Consider the following 25,988-nt stretch of genomic DNA (forward strand, 5'->3'; position numbering starts at 1 on the left):
CGCTATACTGAACCTGCTGCGAATCTGCCTCTTGGTGATGGCTTCGGATCTCGGCGACTGGCCTGGCTCGCTCTATTCCCCGTGGGGCGAGCCAGGCGCCCGTTACCCAGTAGAGCAAGAGCAGTAGCCATGGGACGGCCGCCCAAGTGAGCAGCGCCCCCATCAGCGACCACCCGGCCCGAGCGGCGTGCCAAGGGCGTCAAGGTCGGCCTGGCGAATTCGGACCAGTCGAGGTCCGTAGCGGTAGGCGGCCAGACGGCCGCTCGACACCCAACGTCGGATCGTCTTATAGTCCACGCCCATCTGCGCTGCTGCGTCAGCAATGGACAGGTCTGGGGTCGTCGGTGTACTCACGGAGTCCTCCGGTGAAGTCGCTCGGAGAGCAGCGCGATGACACGGCACTGCTCGATGATGAACGACCTACGTCCGAGGTTCCCGCCGTCAGCGATTTCGGTCTAGTCGGGGGCTCCCGGCCGATTCCCAACTACTGATGAACATACCACAGACGGACATCGACGGCGATAGTGCTCCACGTTCTCGGCGCATTGTTGAGTGCGGCTCTACCCATTCCCGTTGAGTCCCACTAAACCCTGCTGAAAATGTCACTGATGGGCGATACCCTGCCGGCACAGCCGTGAGTAGCCGCCCCTGGTATCGACGTAGAACAGTTGGGGCCGCTACTGTCCTGCATATGGGACTCCGCGACCGCAACGAACGCAAGCCGCTCAACCACTACGCCAGCCTGAGCGTGCGTGATCAGGCCATGGTCAAGGCGATGAGTCAGGCCATTGGCGACGAGATCCGCGCTGCGTTGGCCGAGGACCGCGAGGCACGACGGAGCGGCTGAGTCCGGCGCCGCACCTCTACTCGTCAGCCATCCGCGCGGCCAACTCGGCATCGCGCCCGGTCACGGCTTGGTAGCGCATCGCAGCAGCGACCGTGGAGTGACCCAGGCGTGCCTGGATCTCGCGCAGCGTCGCTCCCGTTTGGGCGTAGCGAGTGCCAGCGAAGTGACGCAGCGCGTGCCAGGGCATATCCGAGCGGCCCGCCGCCTCTCGTGCCGGGTACCAGGACCGAGCGAACGTGGACTGCGCGAGGTGTGTGCCGCTCCGGGACGGGAACAGCAGCGCGCCCGCGTCAGGTCCCACCCGGTCGTTGAGGTGACCGATCACGGCTGAGCGGGCAGTGGGCGGCAGCGCGACGACGCGGACACCCGCCGCTGACTTGGGCAGGCCCACCCTGAAACGGCCGGCCGTGTGCACGACGGCTCGGGACACGCTCACGAGCACGGTCGAGTCGGTTAGCGTGACGTCCGATCGACGCAGTTCGGTCAGTTCGCCGTAGCGCAGACCGCCCCAAGCGGCGATGAGCACGGCGAGCCGCAGGTGATCGGGCATGTGCTTCACGATCGTGCGCAGTTCCTCCAACGTGGGCGGCTCGACCTTGCGCCCCGTCGTCGCGTTCTGTGCACCCCGGACCTGCGCTGGGTTGGCGGTCAGGATGCCGTCACTGGTCGCCGTCTGCAAGATGGCCCGCAGCAGTCCATACGCACGGGCAGCCTGGGTCAACTTGCCCGAGGCCGTGAGCCCCGCGTACCAGGTGCGCACCATGACCGGGGTGACCTGCGCGACGGGGGCAGCCAGCAGCGGCTCCAGAGGCCCGGCCAGCAGCCGCTCGTACTCGACCCTCGTACGCTCGCGCAACGGCGCACCATCTCGTCCGGTCCTGGTCGAGATCCACGCCCGCGCGTACGCCTCCAGCGACTCGTGGGCTTGCAGTGCCGCACGCGGTGGGCGCCAATCGCCCGCAACCACCCGGGAGCGCTGCTGAGCGAGCCAGCCCCGGGCGTCCGTCATGTTGTCGAACGTGGTGGGCGCCGCGTGCCGCTCGCCGTCCGGTCCGACGTACCGCGCTCGGAATCGACCGCTGGGCAGCCGGTCGAGTTGCCCCCACGACTCCCGTGTCTTGCGTGCCTTCGGTCGCGCCATGGTCCCCGTCCTATTCGTGGGACAGCGTGGGATATCTCCTGTCCCACGGTGTCCTCTAGAGGGTAACAGTGGGTAGGTGGCGATACGCTCCGATCCCAGTGCTGGCGCGGCAGATTAGCTCAATGGCGGGGGAGTGGCGGTACCGGGCGAGCCTGGTTCGATCCCAGTATCGCCCACCACCACGAAAGCCCCCGGGACACCGGGGGCTTTCGTCGTTCCCGGAGGCTGGCGCCTGCTGGGTGCTCGGCACGCGTCTGGCACTTCGCGGATCCGGCAGGCATCGAGCCGGCCGTCTGTCGAGCTCCAGGTACTTCCGGCCTGCGTGAGCGTCGAGGGCCGAGCACCTCGGGTGCTCAACCGGATCGGGGACCTCTCGGGTTCGTGGAGCGTCACGGCGGAGATCCTGTTGGTGCCGTCGATGATCGCCACCGTGAGCCTTTCCCGTCGCCAGCGATGCGCCCTGCGACGCAGCGGACGGCACTGACGGGGTCCTGTCCAGTCTGGGAGCTCGCGCATCTGCCCAGGGCGTTGGGTGACTGCAACACGCGAACGAGCCGGACCGCGTGGGGATCACCTCGTCCGGCCTCACCAACAGGAGCATCATGAAGGCAGTCGTCTACAAGGGCCCGTTCGACGTCCAGGTCGAGAACGTCGACGACCCGAAGATCGAGTCACCGCTCGACGTCATCGTCAAGATCACCACCGCGAACATCTGCGGCTCCGACCTGCACCCCTACGAGGGCCGCGTCGACTTCGAGTCCGGCATGGTGCTCGGGCACGAGAACATGGGCGTCGTCGTCGAGGTCGGCAGCGGCATCAACCGGATCAGCGTCGGCGACCGGGTCTCGGTGCCGTTCAACCTGGCCTGCGGCACCTGCCGGAACTGCAACGAGGGCTTCACCTCCGCGTGTCTGCGCGCCAACCCGTCGGGCACCCCCGGAGCCGGGTTCGGCTACCCGATGATGGGGCCGTACTGGGGCGGCCAGGCCGAGTACCTGCGGGTCCCGTGGGGCGACTTCAACCTGCTCAAGCTCCCCGAGGGCGACGAGCACGAGAAGGACTTCACCATGCTCTCGGACATCTTCCCCACCGGGTACCACGGCACCGAACTCGCCGGCGTACAGCCCGGGAACACCGTCGCGATCTACGGCGCCGGCCCCGTCGGGCTGATGGCAGCGCTGAGCGCCCGGATCCGCGGCGCCTCACAGGTCTTCGTCGTCGACAGCCAGCCGGACCGCCTGAAGCTCGCCGAGCACTACGGCGCCACCGCGATCGACTCGAGCACCACCGACCCGGTGCAGGCGATCACGGACGGCACCGACGGGTTCGGCGTCGACTGCGGTGTGGAAGCGGTCGGCTACCAGGCCCACGACCACACCGGCAAGGAGGACCCCGCGATGACGCTCGACGGCCTCGTGCAGGTCGTCCGCGCGACGGGGCGCATCGGCGTCGTCGGCGTGTTCGAGCCCGAGGACCCGAAGGGCCCGACCGAGGACGCGAAGCAGGGCCGACCCGCGTTCGACTGGGGCACCGCGTGGACGAAGGGCCTGTCCTTCGGTACCGGCCAGTGCCCCGTCAAGCGCTACAACGAGCACCTGCGCGACCTCATCATCCGCGGCGTCGCGAACCCGGGCGACATCGTCTCGCACGAGGTCTCCCTCGACGAGGCGCCGGACGCGTACGACCACTTCGACAAGCGCGAAGACGGCTGGACGAAGGTCCTCCTCCACCCGCAGGGCGCATGACGCGGACGGTGCCACCCGCACCCCGGAGCGGTGGCCTGGACCGACCTCGCCGAGCCGTCGTGGTCGGCCAGGTCGCCCGGGACCTCGTGCTCGACGTCGGGCGTGTGCCCGAGCCGGGCGGGAGCACGCGCATCGGGCGGCGCATCGAGCGGCTCGGTGGGAAGGGCGCCAACCAGGCGCTCGGACTGCACCAGCTCGGGCTCGCCGTGGCGATCGTCGGCGTGGTCGGCACCGACCACGCGGGGCAGGACGTGCTGCGCGAGGCAGCGGCCGAGGGCCTGGACGTGTCGGGTGTCGCGCGTCGCGGCAAGACCGCGCTGTTGGTGGACGTCACGGGCGAGGACGGGCGGCGTCTCCTGGAGGACGTGCCCACGGACGCGCTCCTCGACCCCGCGGACGTCGAACGGGCCGCGCCGCTGTTCGCGGGCGCCGCCGCGGTCTCCCTGCAGCTGCAACAGCCTGCGGACGCCCTGTCGGTGGCAGCACGGTTCGCTGCCGACGCCGGGGCCCGGATCGTGCTCGACGGGGCTGCGGGAACCGACGGCGTCGCCCTGCTGGCCGCGGCCGACCTCGTCCGCGCCGACGCCGTCGAGGCGGCCGCCTGGACCGGGTCCGCCGTGCGCGACCGGGGCGACGCCGCCGACACGACGCGGTACCTGCTCAGCCGGGGCCCGTCCATCGCCGCCGTCACCGTGCCGGGCGAGGGCGACCTCGTCGACTGGGGCACGGGGACGCTGTTCCTCCCGTACGGGGACACCCACGTCGTCGACCCGACGGGCGGGGGAGACGCGTTCCTGGCGGGGCTCGTCGCCGCCCTCGCCCACGGCGCTGCACCCGGTGACGCCGCTCGAGCAGCTGCACGCGCCGCTGCCAGCACGGTTGCGCATCTCGGCGGCCGGCCAGCGCTCGAAGGACGGGCGACGTGACCGACGACCGACCACCGACCACCGACCACCGACGAAGGGAACGACATGAGCAACGATGACGGACGGTACAGCGGCTTCGACCAGCTGGCGATCGACGGGAGGTGGCGCCCCGGATCGTCCGACCGCACTGGGCAGGACATCGACCCGTGGACCGGCGAGACGATCGTGGAGATCTCCCTGGCGTCCCAGGACGACGTCGACGCCGCGTACGACGCAGCCCGCCGCGCCCAGGTGGCGTGGGCCCGGACGACGACGGCCGAACGCGCGCAGGTCATGATGCGCGCCGTCCAGGTGTTCGACGCGCGCAAGGACGAGATCGTCGACTGGCTCGTGCAGGAGGCCGGGAGCACCCGGTTCAAGGCCGAGTTCGAGTGGGAAACGGCACGCGCGGTCACGCAGGAGGCAGCGTCGTTCCCGTACCGGGCGCACGGGGAGATCCGCGGGTCGGACATCCCCGGCAAGGAGAACCGCGCCTACCGTGAACCGCTCGGTGTGGTGTGTGTGATCAGCCCCTGGAACTTCCCCCTGCAGCTGTCGCAGCGCTCCGTGGCGCCAGCGCTCGCCCTCGGCAACGCGGTCGTGCTGAAGCCGGCGAGCGACACCCCGGTCACCGGCGGACTGCTGCTCGCGAAGGTGTTCGAGGAGGCGGGACTGCCGGCAGGGCTCCTCAACGTCGTGGTGGGTTCCGGCAGTGAGATCGGGGACTACGTGGTGGAGCACGAGGTGCCGAAGCTCGTGTCCTTCACCGGTTCCACGGCGGTGGGCCAGCACATCGGTGCCCTGGCGACCGGTGGCGACCACATCAAGCGGGTCGCACTGGAACTCGGGGGCAACGCGCCGTTCGTCGTGCTCGACGACGCCGACGTCGAGCAGGCCGCGCGGGCTGCCGTGTTCAGCCGCTTCCTCCACCAGGGCCAGGTGTGCATGAGCACGAACAGGATCGTGGTCGACACCACGGTGTACGAGGCGTTCGTCGAGGCGTTCGTCCGACGGGTCGGCGCGCTGCGTGTCGGGGACGTCGACGACCCGGGGACGTTCATCGGTCCGATCATCAACGACGCGCAGCTCGACGCGCTGCGGCAGAAGATCGCCACCGCGCACGACGAGGGTGCCCGGCAGGTGCTCGGTGGGGAGCCGCAGGGAAGGGTCCTCCCTCCGCACGTGTTCGTCGACGTCACCCAGGACATGTCCCTCGCTCGCGAGGAGTCGTTCGGCCCGATCGTGCCGATCATCCGCGCGGCCGACGAGGACGACGCCCTCCGGATCGCCAACGACACCGAGTACGGACTCTCCAGCGCGGTGTTCACCGCCGACCTCGACCGAGGAGCGGAGTTCGCGCGGCGCATCGACGCGGGCATGACGCACGTCAACGACACGAGCGACGAGGACGAGGCGAACGCGCCCTTCGGGGGCGAGAAGAACTCGGGCCTCGGCAGGTTCCGTGGCGACTGGATCATCGACGAGCTGACCCGACTGCACTGGGTCTCCGTCCAGCGGACGCCGCGGGACTACCCGCTCGTCTAGCGACCGTCGCACCCCCACGCGTGAGGGCAGCACCCGTCCGACGACAGAGCGGGTCCAGACCAGAGGGTCCGGACCCGCTCTCGACGGTCCGCGCCCGGCTGGTGCGCATCCGGGGCCGAGGTTCGACGGCCTGCTTCCTGGAGGCCTGTGCACGGCTGGCTGGGTAGCTTCCAGCGGTAACGAGGCACGGAGGCTCACGTATGCCCGACAGGATCGCAGACATCTGGGGGACCAGGACCCCGTTCGGGCGTGACGAGCTGTGGCCCGTCCGCCTCGACCAGAAGCTCGCGGACGGTGTCGATGAAGCCGACGTCGACCGGTGGGTGCAGTCGGCGTGCACCCTCTGCAGCAACGGCTGCGCGTGCGACATCGCTGTGCTGGGAGACCGGATGGTCGGCGTGCGCGGCCGGACCGCGGACGTGGTGAACCACGGTCGGCTCGGGCCGAAGGGGCTGTTCGGGTCGTGGCAGGGCATGCAGGGTCAGGACCGCCTCACCCGTCCCCTGATCCGTGTCGACGGTGAACTCGTCGAGGCGGACTGGGGCAGCGCGATGGACATGATCGTCGCGCGGAGTCGAGAGCTCCTGGAGGCGAAGGGGCCGCTGTCGCACGGGTTCTACACGAGCGGGCAGCTGTACCTCGAGGAGTACTACGCCCTCGGCATCATCGGCAAGGCCGGGCTCGGCACCCCGCACATGGACGGCAACACCCGTCTGTGCACTGCGACGGCCGCCGCCGCCATGAAGGAGAGCTTCGGGTCGGACGGGCAGCCCGGCAGCTACGAGGACATCGACTCCTGCGACGCGATCGTGCTCTACGGGCACAACATGGCCGAGACCCAGACGGTGCTCTGGATGCGGGTGCTCGATCGGATCGCCGGCCGCGATCGCCCGCTCGTCATCTGCGTCGACCCGCGTGAGACCGAGGTCGCGAGGCACGCCGACGTCCACCTGCCCGTCCGTCCCGGCACGAACCTGGCGCTGATGAACGGGCTCGTCCGTGAGCTCTTCCACAACGGTTGGGTCGACGAGGACTACCTCGGTGCCCACACGGTCGGCGTCGACGAGCTCCGGGAGACCGTCGAGCAGTGGACACCGGAGGCGGTCGCGGAGACGTGCGGGGTGGACGCCGACGACGTCCGCCGCGCCGCGCAGATCATCGGCACCAGTGAGCGCGTGCTGTCCACGGTGCTGCAGGGCTTCTACCAGGCGTCGCAGGCGACGGCAGCGGCCTGTCAGGTGAACAACCTGCACCTGTTGCGGGGCATGCTCGGGCGGCCCGGCTGCGGCATCCTGCAGATGAACGGACAGCCGACGGCACAGAACACCCGCGAGACCGGCGCGGACGGGGACCTGCCGGGGTTCCGGAACTGGGAGAACCCCGAGCACGTCGCTGAACTCGCCGACCTGTGGGGCGTCGACGTCGACCGGATCCCGCACTGGTCACCCCCCACGCACGCGATGCAGATCTTCCGGTACGTCGAACAGGGGAGCATCGAGTTCCTCTGGGTGTCGGCGACGAACCCGGCGGTGTCCATGCCGCAGTCGGGCAGGATCCGAGAGGTCCTCGCGAAGGAGGGCCTGTTCCTCGTGGTGCAGGACCTCTACCTGACCGAGACCGCGATGCTGGCCGATGTGGTGCTGCCCGCCGCCGGATGGGGGGAGAAGCAGGGCGCGTTCACCAACGTGAACCGCACCGTGCACTTGGCGGACAAGGCCGTCGACCCGCCGGGGGAGGCGCGCAGCGACCTCGACATCTTCCTCGACTACTCGCGGCGGATGGGCTTCCGTCGGATCGACGGATCGCCGCTGCTCGACTGGAACGGCCCGGAGGACGGGTTCCGCGCGTGGCAGGAGTGCACGCGTGGGAGACTCTGCGACTACACCGGGATCACCTACGAGCGGCTGCGCGGGGGCAGCGGGATCCCGTGGCCGTGCAACGACGAGCACCCGGACGGCACCTCGCGACTGTACGCCGATGGCGTGTTCCGCACCGGCATGGCGGACGCCGAGACGTACGGCCACGACCTGCTCACCGGGGCCACCGTCGGACCGACGGCCTACTCCGCGATGCGCGTCGACGGAAGAGCGATCCTCAAGCCGGCGGTGTACCAGCCGCCGCACGAGGAACCGAGTGACGAGTACCCCCTCCGGTACACCACCGGCCGCACCGTCTACCAGTTCCACACCCGCACCCGCACGGGACGTGCCAGGCAGCTCCGTCGGGCGGCTCCGAGCGCCTGGGTCGAGCTGTCCGTCCCGGATGCCGCCCGACTCGGCATCGAGGAGGGGGACGTCGTCCGCGTGCGCTCCCCGCGCGGTGAGATCGTCGTCCCTGCACGGGTCGGGGACGTCCGCGAGGGAACCGTGTTCGCCCCGTTCCACTACGGCTACTGGGATCGAGGCGACATCGGACCGGACGGCCGCGCGACCGCGGCGAACGAGCTGACCGCGACGGAGTGGGACCCCGTGTCGAAGCAACCCCTCTTCAAGGTCGCAGCCGTGCACGTCGAGAAGGTCGCGGACGCCGACGGGCCGTCCGCGGCCCCCACGACCGCCGCCTCCCGGCCAGCCCGCCCGGACCGCGTCCCCGCGACCGTCGGCGGCCCCGATGCCGAGGTCGAGGAACGTGTCCGCGCCGCCGCGCCTCCCCGCGCCGAAGACCAAGGAGGACGATGATGCTGCTCCCTGTCTACCTGGGACTCCTGCGTCGATCGGAACAGTCGCTCGCCGAGTCGTTCCGACAGGTCGCCGAGGGACACGCCGCAGAGCCGGACGTGTTCCACCTGTGCCACACGCTCGCAGCGCAGTGCGATGACCACGCCGAGCGGCTGGACCCAGTGGTCGGCCGGTACGGGGAGGAGAACACGGAGGACGAGCCCGAGCGGCTCCACGCCGAGGCGCTCCCGACCACCCGGTCCGGTCCGGTGGGGCTCCTCCGCGACCTGCAGGACGTGTACGTGCTGGCCTCCCTCGTGGACATCACCTGGGTGCTCGTCCGTCAGGCGGGTCAGGGGCTCCGTGACGAGGAGCTCCTCGCCGTCGTCGCCGGGTGCGCGCAGGAGACGGAGCTGCAGCTGTCCTGGCTCCGTACCCGGATGAAGCAGGCGGCCCCGCAGGCGCTCGTCGTCGCGTCGTGACCTCGTCCCGTCCCGCACCTGGCGCGCCCGACCGTGGTCGCTCGGTCCCCGGCGCGATCCGGGCTGGGCTGCTGTGCCTGGTCGTGCTCGTCCTGGCGGGAGCCGTGGGCCTCGCGACACGGCAACCGTGGCTGTTCCCGAGCCTCGGCCCGACCGTGATGCTGTTCTTCACCGCACCACGGCAGCCGTCATCGCGCCCCCTCAACACCGTCGTCGGTCACCTGGTGGCCATCGGTGTCGGCTACGGCTGTCTCCTCGCGTTCGGGCTGTCCGGTGCAGCGCCGGCGCCGACCGGCGGTCTCACCATCCCCTACATCGCAGCCGCTGCGGTGTCCGTCGCGGTGACGACCCTCGTGCTGCAACTCGTCCGGCTCCCGCACCCGCCGGCCGGGGCATCGACGTTGATCGTGAGCCTGGGCATCCTGAGCGCGCCGGTCCAACTGCTCGACATGGTCGGTGCCGTCCTCCTCGTGACCGCAGCCGGGTGGGCCCTGCAACGGCTCGTGCCCGGGCGCTCGTGAGCGACGTGGACGCCGTGCTCCTCGCCGGAGGGCGAGCGAGACGCCTGCACGGAGTCGACAAGGCGATGCTGGTGCTCGACGGGCGGCCCCTGCTCATGCACGGGCTCGACGCCGTCGCGGACGCACGGTGCCGCGTCGTCGTCGGACCGGTGCGGGACGGTCTGCCCGACGACGTCCGGTGGGCGCGCGAGTACCCGCCGTTCGGCGGACCGGTCGCAGCCCTCGCCGCCGGCCTGGAGGTGCTGTCCTCGTCGGGCACGCCGGCTCCGCTCGTCGTCGTGCTCGCCACCGACCTGCCAGCGGTCCGGGTCGCCCTCGATGCGGTCAGCGAAGCGGCCCGTTCCGCCGGTGCACCTGATGGAGGCGGTCCGAGCGACACGGCGCGCACTGACGGATGGGTGGCCGTCGACCCGGGCGGCCGCCGACAGCCGCTGCTCGCGGTGTACCGCACGGCAGCACTTGCGGCAGCGGTCGCCGCGCTGGACGGCACCGGGCACGGTCCGGCCGGCGCGTCGATGCGGGAACTGCTGGCGGGGCTGCGGCTCGTGGACGTACCACTGTCGGACGCGCTGACGGCGGACATCGACACCCCGACGCAGCGCGACGCCGTCCTCGGCGTCGCCGCTGCTGCCGTCGGGGAACCGCGCTCGGTCGGGTCGACCACGCGGGCTGGACGAACGGAGGACACCAGATGACGGAACCGGCAGCACTCGACGGATGGGCGGGGCGCGTGTCCGACGCGCTCGAGCTCCCCGGAACGGCCGTGGACATCGGTGCCGTGCTCGATCTGGCGCGTGACACCGCGCACGGTGTGACCCGCGCCGCCGCCCCCCTCACCAGCTACCTCGTCGGAGTCGCCGTCGGCCGTGGAGCGGCGCTCCCGGACGCGATCGCCACCGTGCAGCGGTGCATCGAGGACCAGGGGTGACGGTGGACCTCGACGAGGCTCTGCGTCTCGTGCGCACGGCCGGGGCCGCCATGGCACTGCCGGTGGAGACCGTCGAACTCGGCGACGCCGACGGGCGGGTCCTCGCTGCCGACGTCGTCGCGCGGACCCGGCTGCCCGTCACCGACACGTCCGCGATGGACGGCTGGGCGGTGGCCGGGCGCGGCCCGTGGCACATCGACGGGTTCGTCCGGATGGGCGAACCGCCCGGGGAGCTCTCGGCGGGGGAAGCCCGTGTCGTCACCACCGGCGGTGCCGTGCCGACGGGCACGACGGCGGTGCTCCGCTCAGAACGAGGCCGGGCACGTGACGGCGTGCTCACCGACGAGCCCGCGACGGTGCTGGTCCCGGGAGCCGACGTCCGCCGCGCCGGTGAGACGGTGCGGGTCGGCGCCGTGGTCGCATCCAAGGGAGCGCGGGTGACACCGGCGGTGGTCGCAGCATCGGCCGCCACCGGCACCGATGCGTTCGAGGTCGTCGCCCGACCACGAGTGGCCGTCGTGCTCGTCGGCGACGAGTTCGTCCTCCGAGGTGTCCCGGCGCCCGGGCAGGTCCGCGACGCTCTGGGGATCGCGCTGCCGGACCTGCTCCGGAATGGTGGTGCTGTCGTGGTCACCGTCGAGCACGTCGCCGACGACCCGGACGCGCTCCGGCGGGCGATCGACCGTGGTGGCGTCGACGTGGTCTTCACCGCCGCCGCCACGGGACACGGAGCCTGTGACCACCTGCTCGGCGCGTTGGAAGCGGCATCAGCCCATGTCGTCTTCCGCGGCGTCGCGATGCGTCCGGGACACCCCACGCTGCTCGCCCGGCGGCCGGACGGCGTCCCGGTCCTCGGCTTGCCGGGCAATCCGTTCGCCGCCATCGTGGCGCTGACCGTGCTCGGACTCCCGCTCCTCGCCGAGGCTCTGGGTACCCCTGCTCCGCGGCGACGACGCAGGGTCGCCGCCGAAGCGCTGGATCCCGGGGTCGGCGGTGTCCGGGTCATCCCGGTGTCGGAGGAGGACGACGGCGTGCGAGCGATCCGGCAGGGGCCATCGGTCGTCTCGGGAGCCGTCCATGCCGATCACCTGGCCTTCGTGCCGGCATCCGGCGTGGCGGCGGACGGGCCACTCGACGTCGTCGACCTCCCGTGGCGGCGGTGACGCATGGGCCTCCTGGTGGCGTTCGCGGTGGTGCTGGTCATCGCCGTGGGGATCTCGTCGATCGCGAAGCGGACGATCGTGTCGACGACCGTGTTGTTCCTCGTCGCGGGGTTCGTCCTGGGCGACGGCATGACCGACATCGTGCACCTGACACCGGACGACGCGCTGGTGAACACGATCTCCGAGGTCGCGCTGTTCACCGTGCTGTTCACGGACGGGCAGCAGATCGGCGTCCGGCAGCTGCGTCACGCATGGCGGCTGCCGGGGCGTGCGCTCCTGCTGGGGCTGCCGCTCACGCTCGGCATCACCGCGGTGCTCGGGATCTGGTTGCTCGGGCTGGACTGGGCGAGCGCGTTGCTCGTCGCGGCCGTCCTCGCCCCGACCGACCCGGTCTTCGCCAGCGCGATCGTCGGGCGGGAGGAGATCCCGCAGCGCACGCGCAGTCTGTTGAACGTCGAGTCCGGGCTCAACGACGGTCTGGCGCTCCCGCTCGTGCTCGTGTTCCTGGCCGTCGCTGCAGGCGAGCACGCAGAAGTGGGGGTCCTCGCGGTCGAACTCCTGCTCGGTGTCGTCCTCGGTGTGGCAGTGCCCGTCGCGGTGCGCCTGCTGTTCGCCCTGCCGTTCTTCCGGGCGACCCCGCTCTACGCCACCCTGACGCCGGTGGCAGTCGGTCTGCTGACCTTCGGGCTCGCGCAGGTGCTCGATGCGAACCTCTACCTCGCCGCCTTCGCGTGCGGGATCACGATCGCGAGCATCGCGCCGCAGACCCGCGACGCTTTCCGGGAGTTCGGGGAACTCGTCAGCGAGGTCGTGAAGCTCCTCGCCATCCTCGTGTTCGGAACGCTGATCAGCCCGTCCCTGCTCGCGGACGTCGGCGTGCTCGGCTACGTGTTCGCGGTGCTGCTGCTCGTGCTGGCTCGGCCGCTCGCCGTCGAGATCGCGCTCGCGCGGAGCGGACTGGACCGGTGGGAGCGGCTGACGGCGGCGTGGTTCGGACCGAAGGGGTTCGCGAGCGTGCTGTACGGGCTCCTCGTGCTCGGCAGCGGTGTTCCCGACGCGGAGCGGCTCTTCCACGTGATCGTGGTCGCCGTCGTGCTGTCGATCATCGCGCACTCCTCGACCGACGTCCCCATCGCGGATGCCTTCGCCCGGCGCGCGGCCCGCGACTCGGAGCGGGCTCGCGCCTCCGGACGCTGAGGAAGGCGTTCGGTGCGGGCTGGTTGTCTGGGCGGATGCAGGCGGAGGAACTGGCGACCGGCGACTTCCCGGCGGCACTCACGGCGGTCTGCATCGCGCTGCTGGCGGTCGCGATCGCGTGTGCCGTGTTCGTCGTCGGGGACCTGCTTCGGCGGCCGCAGTCGATGGCGGTCATGAACGCGGTGTGGCCGCTGACGATGCTGTTCGGCAGTGTGGTGTGGCTGGTGTTCTACCTGCGTGTCGGCCGGGCACCCCGCCGTGGTTCGCACACCTCCGGCCGGCACCATGGGCGGTGGACGAGCGTCGCCACGGGGACGAGCCACTGCGGCGCTGGTTGCGCGGTCGGTGACCTCGTCGGCGAGTTCACGCTCGTCGCGGTCCCGGCGCTCGGGGCGGTCGTCGGCCTCGGTACGTTGTACCAGGAGCGGATGTTCGCGGCGTGGATCATCGATCTCGTGATCGCCTTCGCTGTCGGGATCCTCTTCCAGTACTTCTCGATCGCGCCGATGCGCGACTTGTCACCGGGCGAGGGGCTCGTGGCGGCGCTCAAGGCGGACACGCTGTCGATCGCGGCGTGGCAGGTCGGCATGTACGGGCTGATGGCGATCGGCCAGTTCGCGGTGCTCCCCGCCCTGCTCGGGGGCCGTGCGTCGGTCCTCACGCCCGAGTTCTGGGTCCTCATGCAGCTCGCGATGGCCGCCGGGTTCATCTGCTCCTACCCCGTCAACTGGTGGCTCATCCGCCGCGGTGTCAAGGAAGCCATGTGACACCGGGGGGCGTCCGGTCGGGTTGGGTCATCCTGCTCGGTCGCACGGCCCGGCACGACCGAGGCAAGCGTGTCGTCGCCAGCGTGGCGCGTTCACGGCGCTCGCGGACGCTCAGCGCAGCGCGTCCCCGAGCTCCTCGAGCAGGTACGCGATCGAAGCGGCACCGTCGAGGAGCATCTGCACCGAGACGCTCTCGTCGCTCGCGTGCCAGTGGTCCTCGGGCAGCCCGGTGCCGATGAAGAGCACCGGTGCTCCCAGCACGCGGCCCATCAGTTCCGCCGGGCCACCGCCGGCGTTGCCCATCCGCCCGGCCGTCTCGGTCCTGTGTCCCCGTTCGATCGCCCGCACGAGCGCGTCGAGCGCCGGCCCGGACGGTGTGACGTACGGGTCCTGACCGGACTCCTCCGGGATCTCGAGCTCATGGGTGACGCCGTCGGGCATCTGCTCGGCGACGAACGCCCGGAGCTGCGCCGCCACGGCGGAGACGTGCTGGCCCGGGACGGTCCGGATGCTCAGCTCCGCGGTCGCCTGGCTCGGGATGACGGCCCGCGGGAACCCCGTCGGGTCGCCGGCGAGCAGGGTGAGGACCTCGATGGACGGGCGCGCCCAGAGCCGTTCCTCGACCGTGTGGCCGACCTCGCCGGTGATGCTCGTCGTCTCGGTGCGCTCCACCCAGACGTCCGGGTCGAAGTCCAGGTCGCGGAGCTCCTGTCGCCGCTCCTCCGTGAGCTCGTCGACGTCGTCGAGGAACCCCGGGATCGTGATCCGACCGTCGGTGTCGTGCATCGCCGCGAGCACCCGGACCAGGGCGTGCACCGGGTTCGGGGCCGGACCGGATGCCGCCCCGCTGTGGACGTCCCGCGCCGGGCCGGTGACGGTGAGGGTGCCGCCGGTCATCCCGCGCATCGAGGTGACCACGGCTGGGTTCCCCGCCTTCCACTGCAGCGTGTCGGAGAAGACCACGACGTCGCAGGCGAACCGCTCGTGGTCCGAGTCGAGCAGGTCCGCGAGGTGCGTCGACCCGAGCTCCTCCTCGCCCTCGACCAGGTACTTCAGGTTCACGGCCGGTCGCCCGTCGTCGCGCGTGCCGAGGTGCGCCCGCAACCCCCAGAGGTGCGCGACCACCTGGCCCTTGGCGTCCGAGGCGCCCCGGCCGTACAACCGGCCGTCGCGCAGGACGGGGGAGAACGGCGCGGTCTCGACCCACTCCTCGGGCTTCGCGTGCCGGACGTCGTGGTGGCTGTAGACGAGGACCGTCGGCAGCGCCGGATCGACGAGCCACTCGCCGTACACGGCTGGTGACCCGCCGGCGTCCAGCACCTCGGTGCGCAGTCCGACGGCACGCATCGCGCCGGCGAGCCACCGCGCGGACCGTTGCACGTCCAGCGTTCGTTCCGGCTGCGACGCCACGGACGGGATCCGCACCCAGTCCGACAGCTGCTCGACGATCTCGTCCTGCGCCGCCCGGAGGCCCGCGGCGACGTCGTCCACCCCTGTCGGCCAGGGCGCCGCGCTCGTCCGCTCCTCGGCGTCGGTGTCCGTCGCACTGTCGGCGTCCGTCCCGGTGTCCGTCTGGTGTCCCACCAGGCCGACGCTAGGGAAGGACCGACCAGGCGCCTCCCGGGATACGCGTGACCCGGATCGTGCGCCCGGTGGGAGCGGACCAGGTGCCCCGGCACGTCGAGTGGGACGGCGCGGTGCGTGGGCCCTCAGTCCGGCCGGCGCAGGGTCGCGACCCCGTCGTGCAAGGGCTGCGTCTGCCACGCCGCCGTGACGGTGCCGTCCTCCAGGTCGACGCTCACGTGCAGCAGGTGCGGGGTCTCGACGAACCGCACGTCCACCACCACCCGGTCCCCGGAGCGGGCACCACTGGCGGCCGTGGAACCGTCGACGAGCCACTCGCCCTCACCGACCGGCACCGTCACCTCGCCCGAGGCGTCGACCAGGGTGAGCACCCACCGACCGGACACGTCCTGGGTCAGGTGCACCGCCTCCAGGCCGGAGTCACCGCCCACCGAGACCGGCGACGACGGCGGCGCTGCGGGGAGGGAGCCGAGCGGACCGTCCCCCGGACCGCCGCCGAGCGGCGGCAACGCGAGCGCGGCGAGCCGGTCGCGCAGACGGTCGTCGGCGTCGACGGACCCGGGACGGTCGACGGCCGGCAGCAGGTGCGCCCACACCGCGTCGAGGACGGCCTGCATGTCGGTGCTCTGCCCGGTCATCGCGACCACGACGTCCTGCTCGGGCAACACGACGCAGAACTGGCCGTAGGCGCCGTCGCCGCGGAAACCGTGCCGGGCCATCCAGAACTGGAAGCCGTAGCCACGGGACCAGTCCGGGTTCACCTCGTCCGGGTTCGGCACCTGCGCGCTCGTCGCCTGGTCGACCCAGTCCTCGTCGAGGATCCGCTCGCCGTCCTGGACGCCACGCTGCAGGTACAGCTGCCCGAGCGCGGCGATCGCCTCCGTCCTGGCGAACCCGCCGCTGTACCCGAGCTCGGCACCGCGGTCGTCCCGGAGCCAGGCGAAGTCGTCGATCCCGAGCGGGGCGAAGAGCCGCGGGCGCAGGAAGTCGAGGAGCGTCTCACCGCTCACCCGCCGGACGATCTCACCGAGGGTGTACGTGCAGGGCTGGTTGTAGGCGAAGACGCTGCCGGGCTCCTCGTCCGGCGGCAGGAGCAGGAACCCCCGGACGGTGTTCGTCGGGTCGGTCGCCTCGGCGCGGTCGATGGTATCGGCGCGGTGCCCGCTCGCCATCGCGAGCAGGTGCCGCACCCGCATCCGACGGGTGCGTTCGTCGGTGACCTCGGCGTCGAGCTCCGGGAAGTGGCTGATGACCGTCGCGTCGAGGTCGACGAGGCCGGCACGGACGGCGATCCCGACGGCGGCAGCGGTGAAGCTCTTGCTGAGCGAGTACAGCAGGTGCACCCGATCCGGGGCGAACGGCGCCCACCACCCCTCGGCGGCGACCGCGCCGTGCCGGAGCACCATCAGGCTGTGCGGCTCCACCGCCGGGGTCGACCCGAGGGCGGACACGAAGGCGTCGATGCCCGCAGCGTCGATGCCGAGAGCGGACGGGGAACTGCGTCGGAACGTCGTCGTCACCCGTCCGAGCGTAGTCCGGGCGTCCGCCGCGACGTCCGGCGCGCCCGACATGCGGACGGGAGGCCCGGATCACCACTCGGGTCGGGTAGAGTGGTCGACGTTGGTCACCCCGGTGTCCAGCATGCGGATGTGGCGCAGTGGTAGCGCATCACCTTGCCAAGGTGAGGGTCGCGAGTTCGAATCTCGTCATCCGCTCGGAACAGCAGCACGACAGAACCAGCACGACAGAACCCCTCGGCCCATCGGCCGAGGGGTTCTGTCGTCTCGCTTCGTCCGCGTCCGTCGTCAGACCGCGGCGACCGCTCGCGCGCCCGGCAGGCCGACCCACCGCTCGGCGCCGGTGTCGACGACGGTCACGAGCACGGTGTCACAACCGCGGCAGCGGGCGACGCTGCCCATCGCGGTCCGGTACACCCGCGTCAGCGCGAGCAGACCGGTGGACCCACAGCCGGCACAGCACAGGCGCGCCGACGTGGCGTCGATGCCGAGGACCTCGACGAGGTCCCCGGCCAGGGCGTTGCCGTCGACGATGGTCATCACGCGCCTCCGAACCGTTCGGCGCGCACCCCGGTGGTGTCGTGTCCGAGCTCCCCGAGCCACCGCAGGACCTGCTCCACGAAGGGCGTCGATCCGCAGACGTACACCAGGGCGCCGGCGTCCGGGGGCGACACCGCCGCCGCCAGTCGCTCGCGGGTGAGCCGCCCGGCGGGGGTCGTCGCGTCCTCCGGTGCCCGGCGGCTGTAGACCAGGTCGAGCGTGAAGGGCGCACGGTCGGCCGCGGCCACGGCGGCGTCGAGCTCCGCGCGGAAGAAGACGTCCTCCGGGGTGCGGACGGCGTAGAGCAGCCGGAACGGACTCGCGTCGGCGGCTTCGGCGTGGGCGGTGACCATCGGCAGCAGCGGGACGATGCCGGACCCGCCGGCGATGAGCTGGACCGGTCGCTGCGAGTCGTCGGTCCCCGGGTGCCAGACGAACCAGCCGCCGAGCGGGCCGTGGACCTCGAGGGCGTCGCCGACCTCGACCGCGTCGACGAGGAACGGCGAGACCTCGCCGTCCTCGACCCGGTCGACGGCGAGCGTGAGCCGCGTGCCGTCTCCGGAGGACGCGATCGAGTACGACCGGGTGGCCTGGTAGCCGTCCTCGGCAGTCAGCCGCAGGTCGAGGTGCTGGCCCGGGTCGTTGCCGGGCCACGTCGGGACGTGGAGCACCAGGCGACGGGCGTTCGGGGTCTCGGGGGAGACCGCGGCGACGGTGGCGGGGTGCCAGGCCGGGCGGCGGAGCTGCGGGGACGGCGGAGTGGGCGCGGGACGGGCTCCCGGGACGGCGGCGTCGTCGGCGGTGGACAGGGTCACCAGTACCGCTCTTCCTTCCACGGGTCGCCGTGCATGTTGTAGCCGGCGTTCTCCCAGAAGCCGGGCTCGTCCTCGGCGTGCATGACGATGCCGCGGACCCACTTCGCGCTCTTCCAGAAGTACAGGTGCGGTACGAGCAGCCGGGCCGGCCCACCGTGCTCCGGGGTGAGGGGTTCGCCGTCCGCCTCGAACGCGATCCACGCTTGGCCCTCGAGCAGTTCGTCGAGGGGGACGTTCGTGGTGTAGCCGCCGAAGCTGTGCACCATGCAGAAGTCGAGCGAGGTCTCGACGTCGGCGAAGAGCTTGTCGAGGGGCACACCGCGCCAGCCCATCCCGAGCTTCGTCCAGTGCGTCACGCAGTGGATGTCGACGGTGACGTCCTCGAGCCCGAGCGCCCGGACCTCGTCCCAGGTCCACGAGTGCAGGCCGGATTCGGTGCGGATCGAGAAGCTCCACTCGGAGGGCTCGATCTCCGGCGTCGCGCCCGCCGAGAGGACCGGCCAGTCCTGCACCAGGGTCTGCCCGGGCGGGATCCGGCTGTCGTCGGCGTCACGGCGGCGTCCGCCGAACCCGCGTGTGAAGGTGGCCATCGCGTCCTCGTTCCCTGGTCGTCCCCGGCGTCCGTCCTGCCGATGGCTCGATCCTGCCGCACCGCGGCGCGGTTGTCAGCAGCCGCGCGGCGGCGCCGTGCCGCAGCCGTGTCGTCAGCCCGTGGGGGTGACGAGCCCCGACTCGTACGCCAGCACGACGGCGTGCACCCGGTCGCGGAGCTGCAGCTTCGCCAACACCCGGCTGACGTGCGTCTTGACGGTCTGCTCGGCGATGTACAGCTCGCGGCCGATCTCGCCGTTCGAGCGGCCGCGGGCCATGAGCATGAAGACGTCCCGCTCCCGGTCGGTGAGTGCCGCCAGCACCTCGGCGGGCGCACCGGTGGGCCGGGGCCCGGCCACGAAGGCCTCGACCAGGTGCCGGGTCACCCGTGGCGCGAGGAGGGCGTCCCCCGAGGCGACCGTGCGCACGGCAGCGATGAGGTCCTCGGCTCCGGCGTCCTTGAGCAGGAAGCCGCTCGCGCCCGCCCGCAGCGCGTCGAACACGTAGTCGTCGATGTCGAACGTGGTGAGCATGAGCACCCGCACCGGACGACTGCCGGGCGCCGCGGTCATGCGCCGCGTGGCCTCGATGCCGTCGAGGACCGGCATACGGACGTCCATGAGCACGACGTCGGGCTCGAGACGGACGCCGAGCGCGACGGCCTCGGCCCCGTCCCCGGCCTCGCCGACGACCTCGAGGTCGGGCTGCGACCCGAGGATCGCCACGAGCCCGAGCCGGAACACCGCCTGGTCGTCGACGACGAGCACCCGCGTCACCGGTCGGCTCCGTGCAGCCGGCGGGGCAGCGCGGCGACGACCCGGAAGCCGCCGTCCGGTGTCGGCCCGGCGTCGAGCGAGCCGTCCAGGGCGGCGACGCGGGACCGCATGCCTGCGAGACCGTAGCCGCCGTCGTCGGCGGGTGGCGGGGGAGCGTCGGGCGCTGCCGCGTTCACCACCGCGACGCGCAGGACGCTGCCCTGGCGGGTGACCGTGACGGCGGTGTCCGCGCCGGGGGCGTGGCGGACGACGTTGCCGAGCGCCTCCTGCACGACGCGGTAGGCGGTCAGCTGCGCGACGGGGTCGACGGATCGGTCACCGATGCCGTCGCCGGAGGCCGTGCCGGGGTCGACGTCGAGCACGACCGACAGGCCGGCCGCCCGCGTCGAGGCGACGAGGGCGTCGAGGTCGCCGAGCCCGGGCTGCGGAGCGCGCTCGGCGTCGTCGTCCCCGCGGAGCGTGCCGAGCAGCTGTCGCATCTCGCGGAGCGCCGTGCGCGAGGTCGCGGCGATCGTGGCGAACTCCGCCCGCGCGGCCGCCGGCAGGTCGGCCACGCGGTACGGCGCGGACTCCGCCTGCATGTGCACGACGGACATGCTGTGCGCGACGACGTCGTGCAGCTCGCGGGCGATCCGCGCCCGCTCCTCGACCGTGCGACGTGCGTCGGCCTGCTGCTCGGCGTCCCGCCGGGCCGCCCGGAGCTCGACTCCGACCGCGCGTCGCTGCCCGAGCAGGACCGCGGCCGCACCGACGACGAGCCAGCTGCCGGCCGACACCGCGAGGGTCGTCACCCAGACGTCGGTCTGGTCCCACCGTGCGGGCACGACGGCCACGAGCACGAGGGTGAGGACGGTCGCAGCACCCCAGACGACCGAGGTCGTCAGCCAGTCGGTCCGCAGCCCGAGCACGACGAGGAGCACCGCGACGCCGATGATCGCCGTGACCGACAGCGGCCACGGCCCGACGGTGCCCGGTGCGGCGAGGAGCCCGAGGCCGACGAGCGTGACGAGGTGCACGGCGGTGGCGGTGCGGGGTCGGACCGGCGCGACGAGCAGGGTGGCGCTCAGCACCGCCGGCAGGAGGAGCGCGAGGGGCACCGGGACGTCGTGCACGACCGCGGCCACCGGGGCGCCGACCGCGAGCAGGGTGACCGCTGCGACGACGAGCGTCCCGCGGGTGGCGAGCACCGACCAGGAGGCCCGGATCCGGGTCCCGGGGATCCGGATCCTGGTGTCGGGGTCGGGGTCGGGGTCGGGGTCGGCGGTGGCGCTGGGGCTCACGGGCGGGCGGTCTCTCCGGTGGTGGTGGGGCAGACGGGACGGGGGCGGACGGACACCGTCAGGACCGACGCGTCGGCTTCGGCGGCTCGTGCGTCGCGCCTGCGCTGGAGCCTACCGAGCACCCGGTCGACCCCGAACCCGAGCAGTCCGGCGACCACCATCGAGACGGCCGCGGCGACGAGCGGCTCGTGCAGGAAGGACGACGTGGCGAGGGCGATGCCGATCGACGTCGCACTCCACGCCGTCCCCGCGACCGCACTGATGCCGAGGAACCGGCGGTACCGGAGGCCCGTGGCCCCGGCCGTCATGTTGACGGCGACCCGACCGACCGGGATGTACCGACCGACGAGGATGAGACTCGCGGAGCGGCGCTGCATCTGTCGCTCGGCGAACGCGAAGGCCGCCGCGATCCTGGGACGCCTGGCGTTCCGCAGGCGACGCAACCCGACGCGACGACCGATGGCGTAGGCGATCGAGTCGCCCGCGATCGCGCCGGCCGCAGCGACGCCGAGGACGGCCGCGAGCACCGGCTGACCGGAGGTCGCGGCGACCGCGGCCACCGCGACGAGGGCCGTCTCGCTCGGGACCGGCGGGAAGAACCCGTCGACGAGGCACAGGGCGAACAGGACGACGTAGACGAGCGGCGAGGACGCCAGGTCGACGATGAACGGGGTGATCTGGTCGAGCACGGGTGCCGCTCCTCCCGTCGACGTCCCTCGCCGACGGGTCCGACGCTACGGAAGCCGTGGCCGCCTGCCATCCCGCTGTGGTCGGGGCGACCCCCTACCGCGGTATGACTCCGCCGGTCGGGTCAGGAGCGCCGGGGCTGGTCGGCGTGCTGGTCGCGCTCCGCCGGCTGCTCGTGCGCGAAGACGACGTCGGGGGCGTCGACCGAGCGGTCCGTCACCGTGGTCGGGGCCTCGAGGTGCACGGCCCCGGACGGCACGATCCCGACCCCGCCGAAGCGCTCCATGACCCGCCACTGCACGACGACGTCCTCGCCGGCGTGCCCGACCGGCAGGGTCTCCCAGAAGCCGAAGCCCCCGACCGCCTCGAGCGCGGCGCGGTCGTAGAGCGCACACGCGCCGACCCATGCGACACGGTACGGCAACCAGCCACCCGGCTCGACGTCGAGGTCGGCGGCGACGTGCACCAGGTTCGCCGCGTTGTGCAGGGACCAACGGTCGAAGCCGGGCGTGCCGCGCCGCACCACCTCGGGCACGACGGGACCGTCCCAGAGGGCGAACGGTGCCGTCTCGTGCGGCCGGCGGTCCGCCAGGTAGGACAGACCCTGGACGGCGCTCCCCACGAACCCGGTCCCGAGCGAGCGGAGGGCGTCGAGCATCCGGTGCACGGAGCCGGGCTCCAGCCACACGTCGTCGTCGAGGAACAGGACGGCGTCGGCCGTGGCGTGGGCGAGCAGGAAGTGCCGGTGCTCGGCGAGACCCCGCCGCTCCGGGTGCGTGAGGAGCGTGACGGGGCGGCCCTGGGCCTCCAGGACGCGGACCATGGCGGCGACCGCCGGCTGGGCGGCGGCGTCACCGGCCTCGGACTGGTCGCTGAGCACCAGCCGGAAGGCGACGTCCGTCTGCGCGGCCAGGCCGGCGAGCGTCGCGGCGAGCTCGGCGGTGCGCCCCACGGTCGGGATGAGGACGTCGACGTCGACGGGGGCGCTCCCGCCCGGTGTCACCTCGGTCGGACGGCCCCAGTCGCCCGACCAGCGCGCGCCGCGCGTCACGCGTCCCCCGGGACCGGAGCGTGGTCGGCCGTCGGTGCGCCGTCGCTCGTGCGGGTGCCGGCCGCGGTCTCGCGGATGCGCCGGACGACCGCGCTGGTCGAGTGTTCGGCGACGTAGTCGACCATCACGACCTCACCGCCGTGGGCCCGGACGACCTCGGTCTCACTGAGCATCTCGGGGGAGTAGTCCCCGCCCTTGACGTAGACGTCCGGCCGGATGCGTTCGATCAGCGGGATCGGGGTGTCGGTGGCGAACACCGTCACGAGGTCGACGCACGCCAGCGCGGCGAGCACCCCGGCACGGTCCTCGGCGGTGTTGATCGGCCGCTCCGGGCCCTTCAGCCGGCGGACCGAGTCGTCGTCGTTCAGCGCGACGACGAGCAGGTCGCCGAGCTCGCTCGCCTGGCGGAGGTACGTCGTGTGGCCGCGGTGGACCACGTCGAAGCAGCCGTTGGTGAAGACGATGCGGCGACCGGCGCGACGGGCCTCCTCGACCGCCGCGGCGAGTTCGTCGTGGTCGACGACGGTCTCGGCGGGGGCGGACACCGAGGCCACGAGGGCGTCGGCGGAGCAGACCGAGGTGCCGGCCTCGCGCACGACGACGTCGGCGGCGGCCTGCGCGAACGACACCGCGTCGCGGACCGGGGTGCCGACGGCGAGGGCGACCGACGCGGCGGCGCAGAAGGTGTCGCCCGCCCCGGACGCCTGCTGTTCGGACGCCGGCGTGGCCCGGGTCCGGTGCACGTCGGCAGCAGCGTCCGCACCGGGGCCGTCGAGCAGCACCGTGCCGTTGCGGTCGAGCGTCACGACGGCGTTCCGGGCCCCGGTGACGGCGAGCAGGTCGTCGCGTGCGGCGACCACGGTCGTGGCACGGTCGGCGCCCTGACCGAGGTCGCGCCCGAGCAGCGCGGCGGCCTCGCCGGCGTTCGGTGTGACGAGGTCCGGGTGCAGTGCGCTCCAGCGCGAGAGGTCGTGTGCGTCGACCACGACCGTCGTCGGACGGTCGCGCTCGAGCACGGGGACGACGGCGGTCGCGTCGACCCCGAGGTCGTAGTCGCAGACCACGACGGCATCGGCACGGGCGGTGTCGGCACCGTCGGTGACGGCACCGTCGGTCGTGCGCGCGTCGTCGGCCGTCGCGGGGCGTCGGCCCTGCACGGCCGCGGCCGTCGCCTCGGCGAGCAGAGCGGTGTCCGCGGCGCTCGGTTGAGCGGCCAGGTCGTCGACCCGGACGACCACGCGGTCGCCACCGACGATCCGGTCCTTGCTCGTGGTCGTGGCCCCGGGGACCGCGACCAGCCACCGCGTGTCGACGCCGGCGGCCTCCAGGCGGTCCCGCAGCACACGGCCGGTCTCGTCGTCGCCGATGAGGGCGACCATGCGGACGTCGGCGCCGAGGGCGCGGGCGTTGACGGCCGTGTTCGCCGCGCCGCCCGGGACGGCGATGGTCTCGGTGACCCGGACCACGGGTGCCGGTGCTTCACGCGACACCCGCTCAGCGGCGCCGACCGTCCAGCGGTCGAGGATCACGTCCCCGACCACGACCACGGTCGGACGTTCGGCGGTGATCGTCTCGACGACGCGGCGGACCAGCCGGACGTCGGCGGTCATCGGACGTCCTCGGCGGTCGCGGTGTCGGTGTCGTGGCTACCCGCGGTCGCCGGGTCGACGGAGGACGTCGTCGTGCGGCGCGGGGCGGCCTCCAGGTGCACGACCGTGGTGGTCGTCATCTCGTCGAGCAGGTGCGGGCCGTACCCGAAGCCGGAGCCCGACGCGCCGCGGGGCTCGGCGCTGCCGCCGGGTGCACCGCCGAACACGGCGTTGATCTTCACGGTGCCGACGGGCAGCTCGGCGGCGGCCTGCAGCGCGGTCGCGGTGTCACCGGTCAGGACGGTCGCGGCCAGGCCGTACCGGTCCTCCGCGGCGAGGCGCAGCCCCTCGGCCATGTCGTCGACGACCCGGATCGGTGCGATCGGGCCGAACGTCTCCTCGGTGAGCACGAGCATGTCGTCCGTGCAGCCGGTGAGGACCGTCGCAGGGTAGAACGTCCCTGGTCCCTCCGGGACCGCACCGCCGGTGACGACACGGGCTCCTGCTGCCACCGCCTGGTCGACGTGCTGCTGCACGGTCGCGCGGAGGCGCTCGTCGACGAGCGGGCCGAAGTCCGCTGCGGCCGACGCGGTCTTGCGCTCCGCGGCACTGACGAGGGCCGCCGTGAAGTCCTCGGCGATGTCCCGGTGCACGTAGACGCGCTCGACGCTCGTGCAGATCTGACCCGTGTTCGCGAAGGCCCCGAGGGCGACCTGCTCCGCCGCCCACACCGGGTCGACGTCGGCGTCCACCACCGCGGCGTCGTTGCCACCGTTCTCGCGGATCACGTGCGCTCGGGTGCGCAGCGCGGCCTCGGCGAGACGGTCACCGGTCGCCGTCGAGCCGACGTGGGCGTAGACCGCGATGCCGTCCTCCGCGAGGAGCTGTTCGCCCGTCGAGGCGTCTCCGTCGACGCCGACGAGCACGCCCTCGGGCAGTTCGGCCGCGAGCAGACGGTTGAGGAGCGCGATGGTGCCGGGGCTCCGCTCGCTGCCCTTGTGGACGACGGTGTTGCCAGCGGCGATCGCGGCACCGAGGATCCCGCAGGCCACCGCCACCGGGTCGTTCCACGGGGTCAGGGCGAGCACGACACCGCGCGGGTGCGGCACGGCGAAGTCGGCGGCACCGTGGTTGCCTCGGAGCGCCTCGCCCCGGTGCAGCGGGCCGAGTTCGGCGTACTGGATGAGCGTGTTGATGCCGGCCTCGACGCCGCCGAGGGCGTCACCCGGGACCTTGCCGGTCTCGCGGGTGTTCATCGCTGCGAGGTCGTCGGCGTGCTCGCGGAGCCGCTCGGCTGCCGCACGCAGGAGGGCACCGCGCTCACCCGGCGCGGTCCGGGCCCACCCGGTCGCCGCTGCCCGCGCACGCGCGACCGCGTCACGCACCTCGACCGCCGTGCTCCGGCGGGTCTCCGAGGCCACCTCGCCGGTCACGGGGTCGAGCACCGTGATCGTGTCCGCGGACGAGTCGTCCGTCGACGGAGCGGTCGTGGTGGGGGCATCGAGCGTCATGTGCGTCCTCTCGTGGTGGTCCGGCGTCGTGGCACCGGCCCCTCCACGCTGCTCCTCCTCCGCTGGACACGCCCGCGGGATGCGTGCGGGTGTCCACGGGACGCAGCAGCAGCGCGCCCGGACGGCTGCTGCACACCGGCCCGAGCGCG

General features: G+C 72.5%; 25 protein-coding genes and 1 tRNA gene. 13 read left to right on the forward strand and 13 right to left on the reverse strand.

Annotation, left to right across the window (positions count from 1 at the left end; all coding sequences use genetic code 11):
* Positions 1-162 precede the first annotated feature (162 nt).
* Positions 163-402, reverse strand: a complete 240-nt coding sequence (locus DEJ18_RS15990; RefSeq protein ID WP_502866262.1) for a helix-turn-helix domain-containing protein — start codon at positions 400-402, stop codon at positions 163-165.
* Between the two features lie 289 nt (positions 403-691).
* Between DEJ18_RS15990 and DEJ18_RS07250 the strand changes: the two genes are divergently transcribed.
* Complete coding sequence (locus DEJ18_RS07250) at positions 692-847, forward strand: hypothetical protein (RefSeq protein WP_181434163.1); 156 nt, start codon at positions 692-694, stop codon at positions 845-847.
* A 16-nt stretch (positions 848-863) separates the two neighbouring features.
* Here DEJ18_RS07250 and DEJ18_RS07255 read toward each other — a convergent pair whose 3' ends face one another.
* Complete coding sequence (locus DEJ18_RS07255) at positions 864-1,988, reverse strand: tyrosine-type recombinase/integrase (RefSeq protein ID WP_111210161.1); 1,125 nt, start codon at positions 1,986-1,988, stop codon at positions 864-866.
* 602 nt (positions 1,989-2,590) lie between these two features.
* Between DEJ18_RS07255 and DEJ18_RS07260 the strand changes: the two genes are divergently transcribed.
* From DEJ18_RS07260 to DEJ18_RS07310, 11 genes are all read left to right on the forward strand, one after another.
* Complete coding sequence (locus tag DEJ18_RS07260) at positions 2,591-3,733, forward strand: glutathione-independent formaldehyde dehydrogenase (RefSeq protein ID WP_111210401.1); 1,143 nt, start codon at positions 2,591-2,593, stop codon at positions 3,731-3,733.
* A gap of 59 nt (positions 3,734-3,792) precedes the next feature.
* Entirely contained in the window at positions 3,793-4,659 is an 867-nt protein-coding gene (locus DEJ18_RS07265; RefSeq protein WP_284178562.1) for a PfkB family carbohydrate kinase, read from the forward strand.
* A gap of 45 nt (positions 4,660-4,704) precedes the next feature.
* Positions 4,705-6,183, forward strand: a complete 1,479-nt coding sequence (locus tag DEJ18_RS07270; RefSeq protein ID WP_111210159.1) for an aldehyde dehydrogenase family protein — start codon at positions 4,705-4,707, stop codon at positions 6,181-6,183.
* Between the two features lie 200 nt (positions 6,184-6,383).
* Entirely contained in the window at positions 6,384-8,861 is a 2,478-nt protein-coding gene (locus DEJ18_RS07275) for a molybdopterin oxidoreductase family protein (protein ID WP_111210158.1), read from the forward strand.
* Positions 8,858-9,322, forward strand: a complete 465-nt coding sequence (locus DEJ18_RS07280; protein WP_258376887.1) for a hypothetical protein — start codon at positions 8,858-8,860, stop codon at positions 9,320-9,322. The genes DEJ18_RS07275 and DEJ18_RS07280 overlap by 4 nt, the downstream gene beginning before the upstream one ends.
* The gene (locus tag DEJ18_RS07285) at positions 9,319-9,843 is read left to right on the forward strand and encodes an HPP family protein (RefSeq protein ID WP_220034311.1); all 525 of its coding nucleotides are present in this window, start codon (positions 9,319-9,321) and stop codon (positions 9,841-9,843) included. The genes DEJ18_RS07280 and DEJ18_RS07285 overlap by 4 nt, the downstream gene beginning before the upstream one ends.
* Complete coding sequence (gene mobA / locus DEJ18_RS07290; RefSeq protein ID WP_220034310.1) at positions 9,840-10,538, forward strand: molybdenum cofactor guanylyltransferase; 699 nt, start codon at positions 9,840-9,842, stop codon at positions 10,536-10,538. The genes DEJ18_RS07285 and mobA overlap by 4 nt, the downstream gene beginning before the upstream one ends.
* Positions 10,535-10,771, forward strand: a complete 237-nt coding sequence (locus DEJ18_RS07295; RefSeq protein ID WP_111210156.1) for a DUF6457 domain-containing protein — start codon at positions 10,535-10,537, stop codon at positions 10,769-10,771. The genes mobA and DEJ18_RS07295 overlap by 4 nt, the downstream gene beginning before the upstream one ends.
* Positions 10,768-11,934, forward strand: a complete 1,167-nt coding sequence (locus DEJ18_RS07300) for a molybdopterin molybdotransferase MoeA (RefSeq protein WP_111210155.1) — start codon at positions 10,768-10,770, stop codon at positions 11,932-11,934. Before DEJ18_RS07295 ends, DEJ18_RS07300 begins: the two co-directional genes overlap by 4 nt.
* A gap of 3 nt (positions 11,935-11,937) precedes the next feature.
* Positions 11,938-13,131 carry a cation:proton antiporter gene (locus DEJ18_RS07305; RefSeq protein ID WP_111210154.1) on the forward strand — a complete coding sequence of 398 codons (1,194 nt, stop codon included), beginning with the start codon at positions 11,938-11,940 and terminating at the stop codon, positions 13,129-13,131.
* 35 nt (positions 13,132-13,166) lie between these two features.
* Positions 13,167-13,898, forward strand: coding sequence for a DUF4396 domain-containing protein (locus DEJ18_RS07310; RefSeq protein ID WP_220034309.1), 732 nt, complete (start codon positions 13,167-13,169; stop codon positions 13,896-13,898).
* Between the two features lie 111 nt (positions 13,899-14,009).
* Here DEJ18_RS07310 and DEJ18_RS07315 read toward each other — a convergent pair whose 3' ends face one another.
* Positions 14,010-15,482, reverse strand: a complete 1,473-nt coding sequence (locus DEJ18_RS07315; RefSeq protein ID WP_220034308.1) for a M20/M25/M40 family metallo-hydrolase — start codon at positions 15,480-15,482, stop codon at positions 14,010-14,012.
* 125 nt (positions 15,483-15,607) lie between these two features.
* Entirely contained in the window at positions 15,608-17,002 is a 1,395-nt protein-coding gene (locus DEJ18_RS07320) for a serine hydrolase domain-containing protein (RefSeq protein WP_258376886.1), read from the reverse strand.
* Between the two features lie 123 nt (positions 17,003-17,125).
* Between DEJ18_RS07320 and DEJ18_RS07325 the strand changes: the two genes are divergently transcribed.
* Positions 17,126-17,197: transfer RNA gene (locus DEJ18_RS07325), tRNA-Gly, on the forward strand.
* A 90-nt stretch (positions 17,198-17,287) separates the two neighbouring features.
* Here the strand turns inward: DEJ18_RS07325 and DEJ18_RS07330 are convergent.
* The 9 genes from DEJ18_RS07330 to DEJ18_RS07370 all read right to left on the reverse strand — a co-directional run bounded on the left by DEJ18_RS07330 (position 17,288) and on the right by DEJ18_RS07370 (position 25,839).
* The gene (locus DEJ18_RS07330) at positions 17,288-17,539 is read right to left on the reverse strand and encodes a DUF6510 family protein (protein WP_111210152.1); all 252 of its coding nucleotides are present in this window, start codon (positions 17,537-17,539) and stop codon (positions 17,288-17,290) included.
* Positions 17,539-18,354, reverse strand: a complete 816-nt coding sequence (locus DEJ18_RS07335; RefSeq protein ID WP_258376885.1) for an FAD-binding oxidoreductase — start codon at positions 18,352-18,354, stop codon at positions 17,539-17,541. Before DEJ18_RS07335 ends, DEJ18_RS07330 begins: the two co-directional genes overlap by 1 nt.
* A complete protein-coding gene (locus tag DEJ18_RS07340) occupies positions 18,351-18,944 on the reverse strand; it encodes a molybdopterin-dependent oxidoreductase (protein ID WP_111080134.1) in 594 nt (197 codons plus the stop codon). The genes DEJ18_RS07335 and DEJ18_RS07340 overlap by 4 nt, the downstream gene beginning before the upstream one ends.
* Positions 18,945-19,058: 114 nt before the next feature.
* Entirely contained in the window at positions 19,059-19,721 is a 663-nt protein-coding gene (locus DEJ18_RS07345) for a response regulator (RefSeq protein ID WP_111210151.1), read from the reverse strand.
* Entirely contained in the window at positions 19,718-21,001 is a 1,284-nt protein-coding gene (locus tag DEJ18_RS07350) for a sensor histidine kinase (protein WP_284178570.1), read from the reverse strand. The genes DEJ18_RS07345 and DEJ18_RS07350 overlap by 4 nt, the downstream gene beginning before the upstream one ends.
* Positions 20,998-21,690 (reverse strand): DedA family protein, encoded by a 693-nt coding sequence (locus tag DEJ18_RS07355; protein ID WP_111211538.1) that lies wholly within the window; start codon positions 21,688-21,690, stop codon positions 20,998-21,000. The genes DEJ18_RS07350 and DEJ18_RS07355 overlap by 4 nt, the downstream gene beginning before the upstream one ends.
* A 122-nt stretch (positions 21,691-21,812) precedes the next feature.
* The gene (locus DEJ18_RS07360; protein WP_220034362.1) at positions 21,813-22,739 is read right to left on the reverse strand and encodes a glycosyltransferase; all 927 of its coding nucleotides are present in this window, start codon (positions 22,737-22,739) and stop codon (positions 21,813-21,815) included.
* Positions 22,736-24,349, reverse strand: a complete 1,614-nt coding sequence (rfaE2, locus tag DEJ18_RS07365; protein ID WP_111211537.1) for a D-glycero-beta-D-manno-heptose 1-phosphate adenylyltransferase — start codon at positions 24,347-24,349, stop codon at positions 22,736-22,738. Before rfaE2 ends, DEJ18_RS07360 begins: the two co-directional genes overlap by 4 nt.
* Complete coding sequence (locus DEJ18_RS07370; protein ID WP_111211536.1) at positions 24,346-25,839, reverse strand: aldehyde dehydrogenase family protein; 1,494 nt, start codon at positions 25,837-25,839, stop codon at positions 24,346-24,348. Before DEJ18_RS07370 ends, rfaE2 begins: the two co-directional genes overlap by 4 nt.
* Between the last annotated feature and the right edge of the window lie 149 nt (positions 25,840-25,988).

Source organism: Curtobacterium sp. MCSS17_015 (genome assembly GCF_003234265.2).
Classification (GTDB): Bacteria; Actinomycetota; Actinomycetes; order Actinomycetales; family Microbacteriaceae; genus Curtobacterium.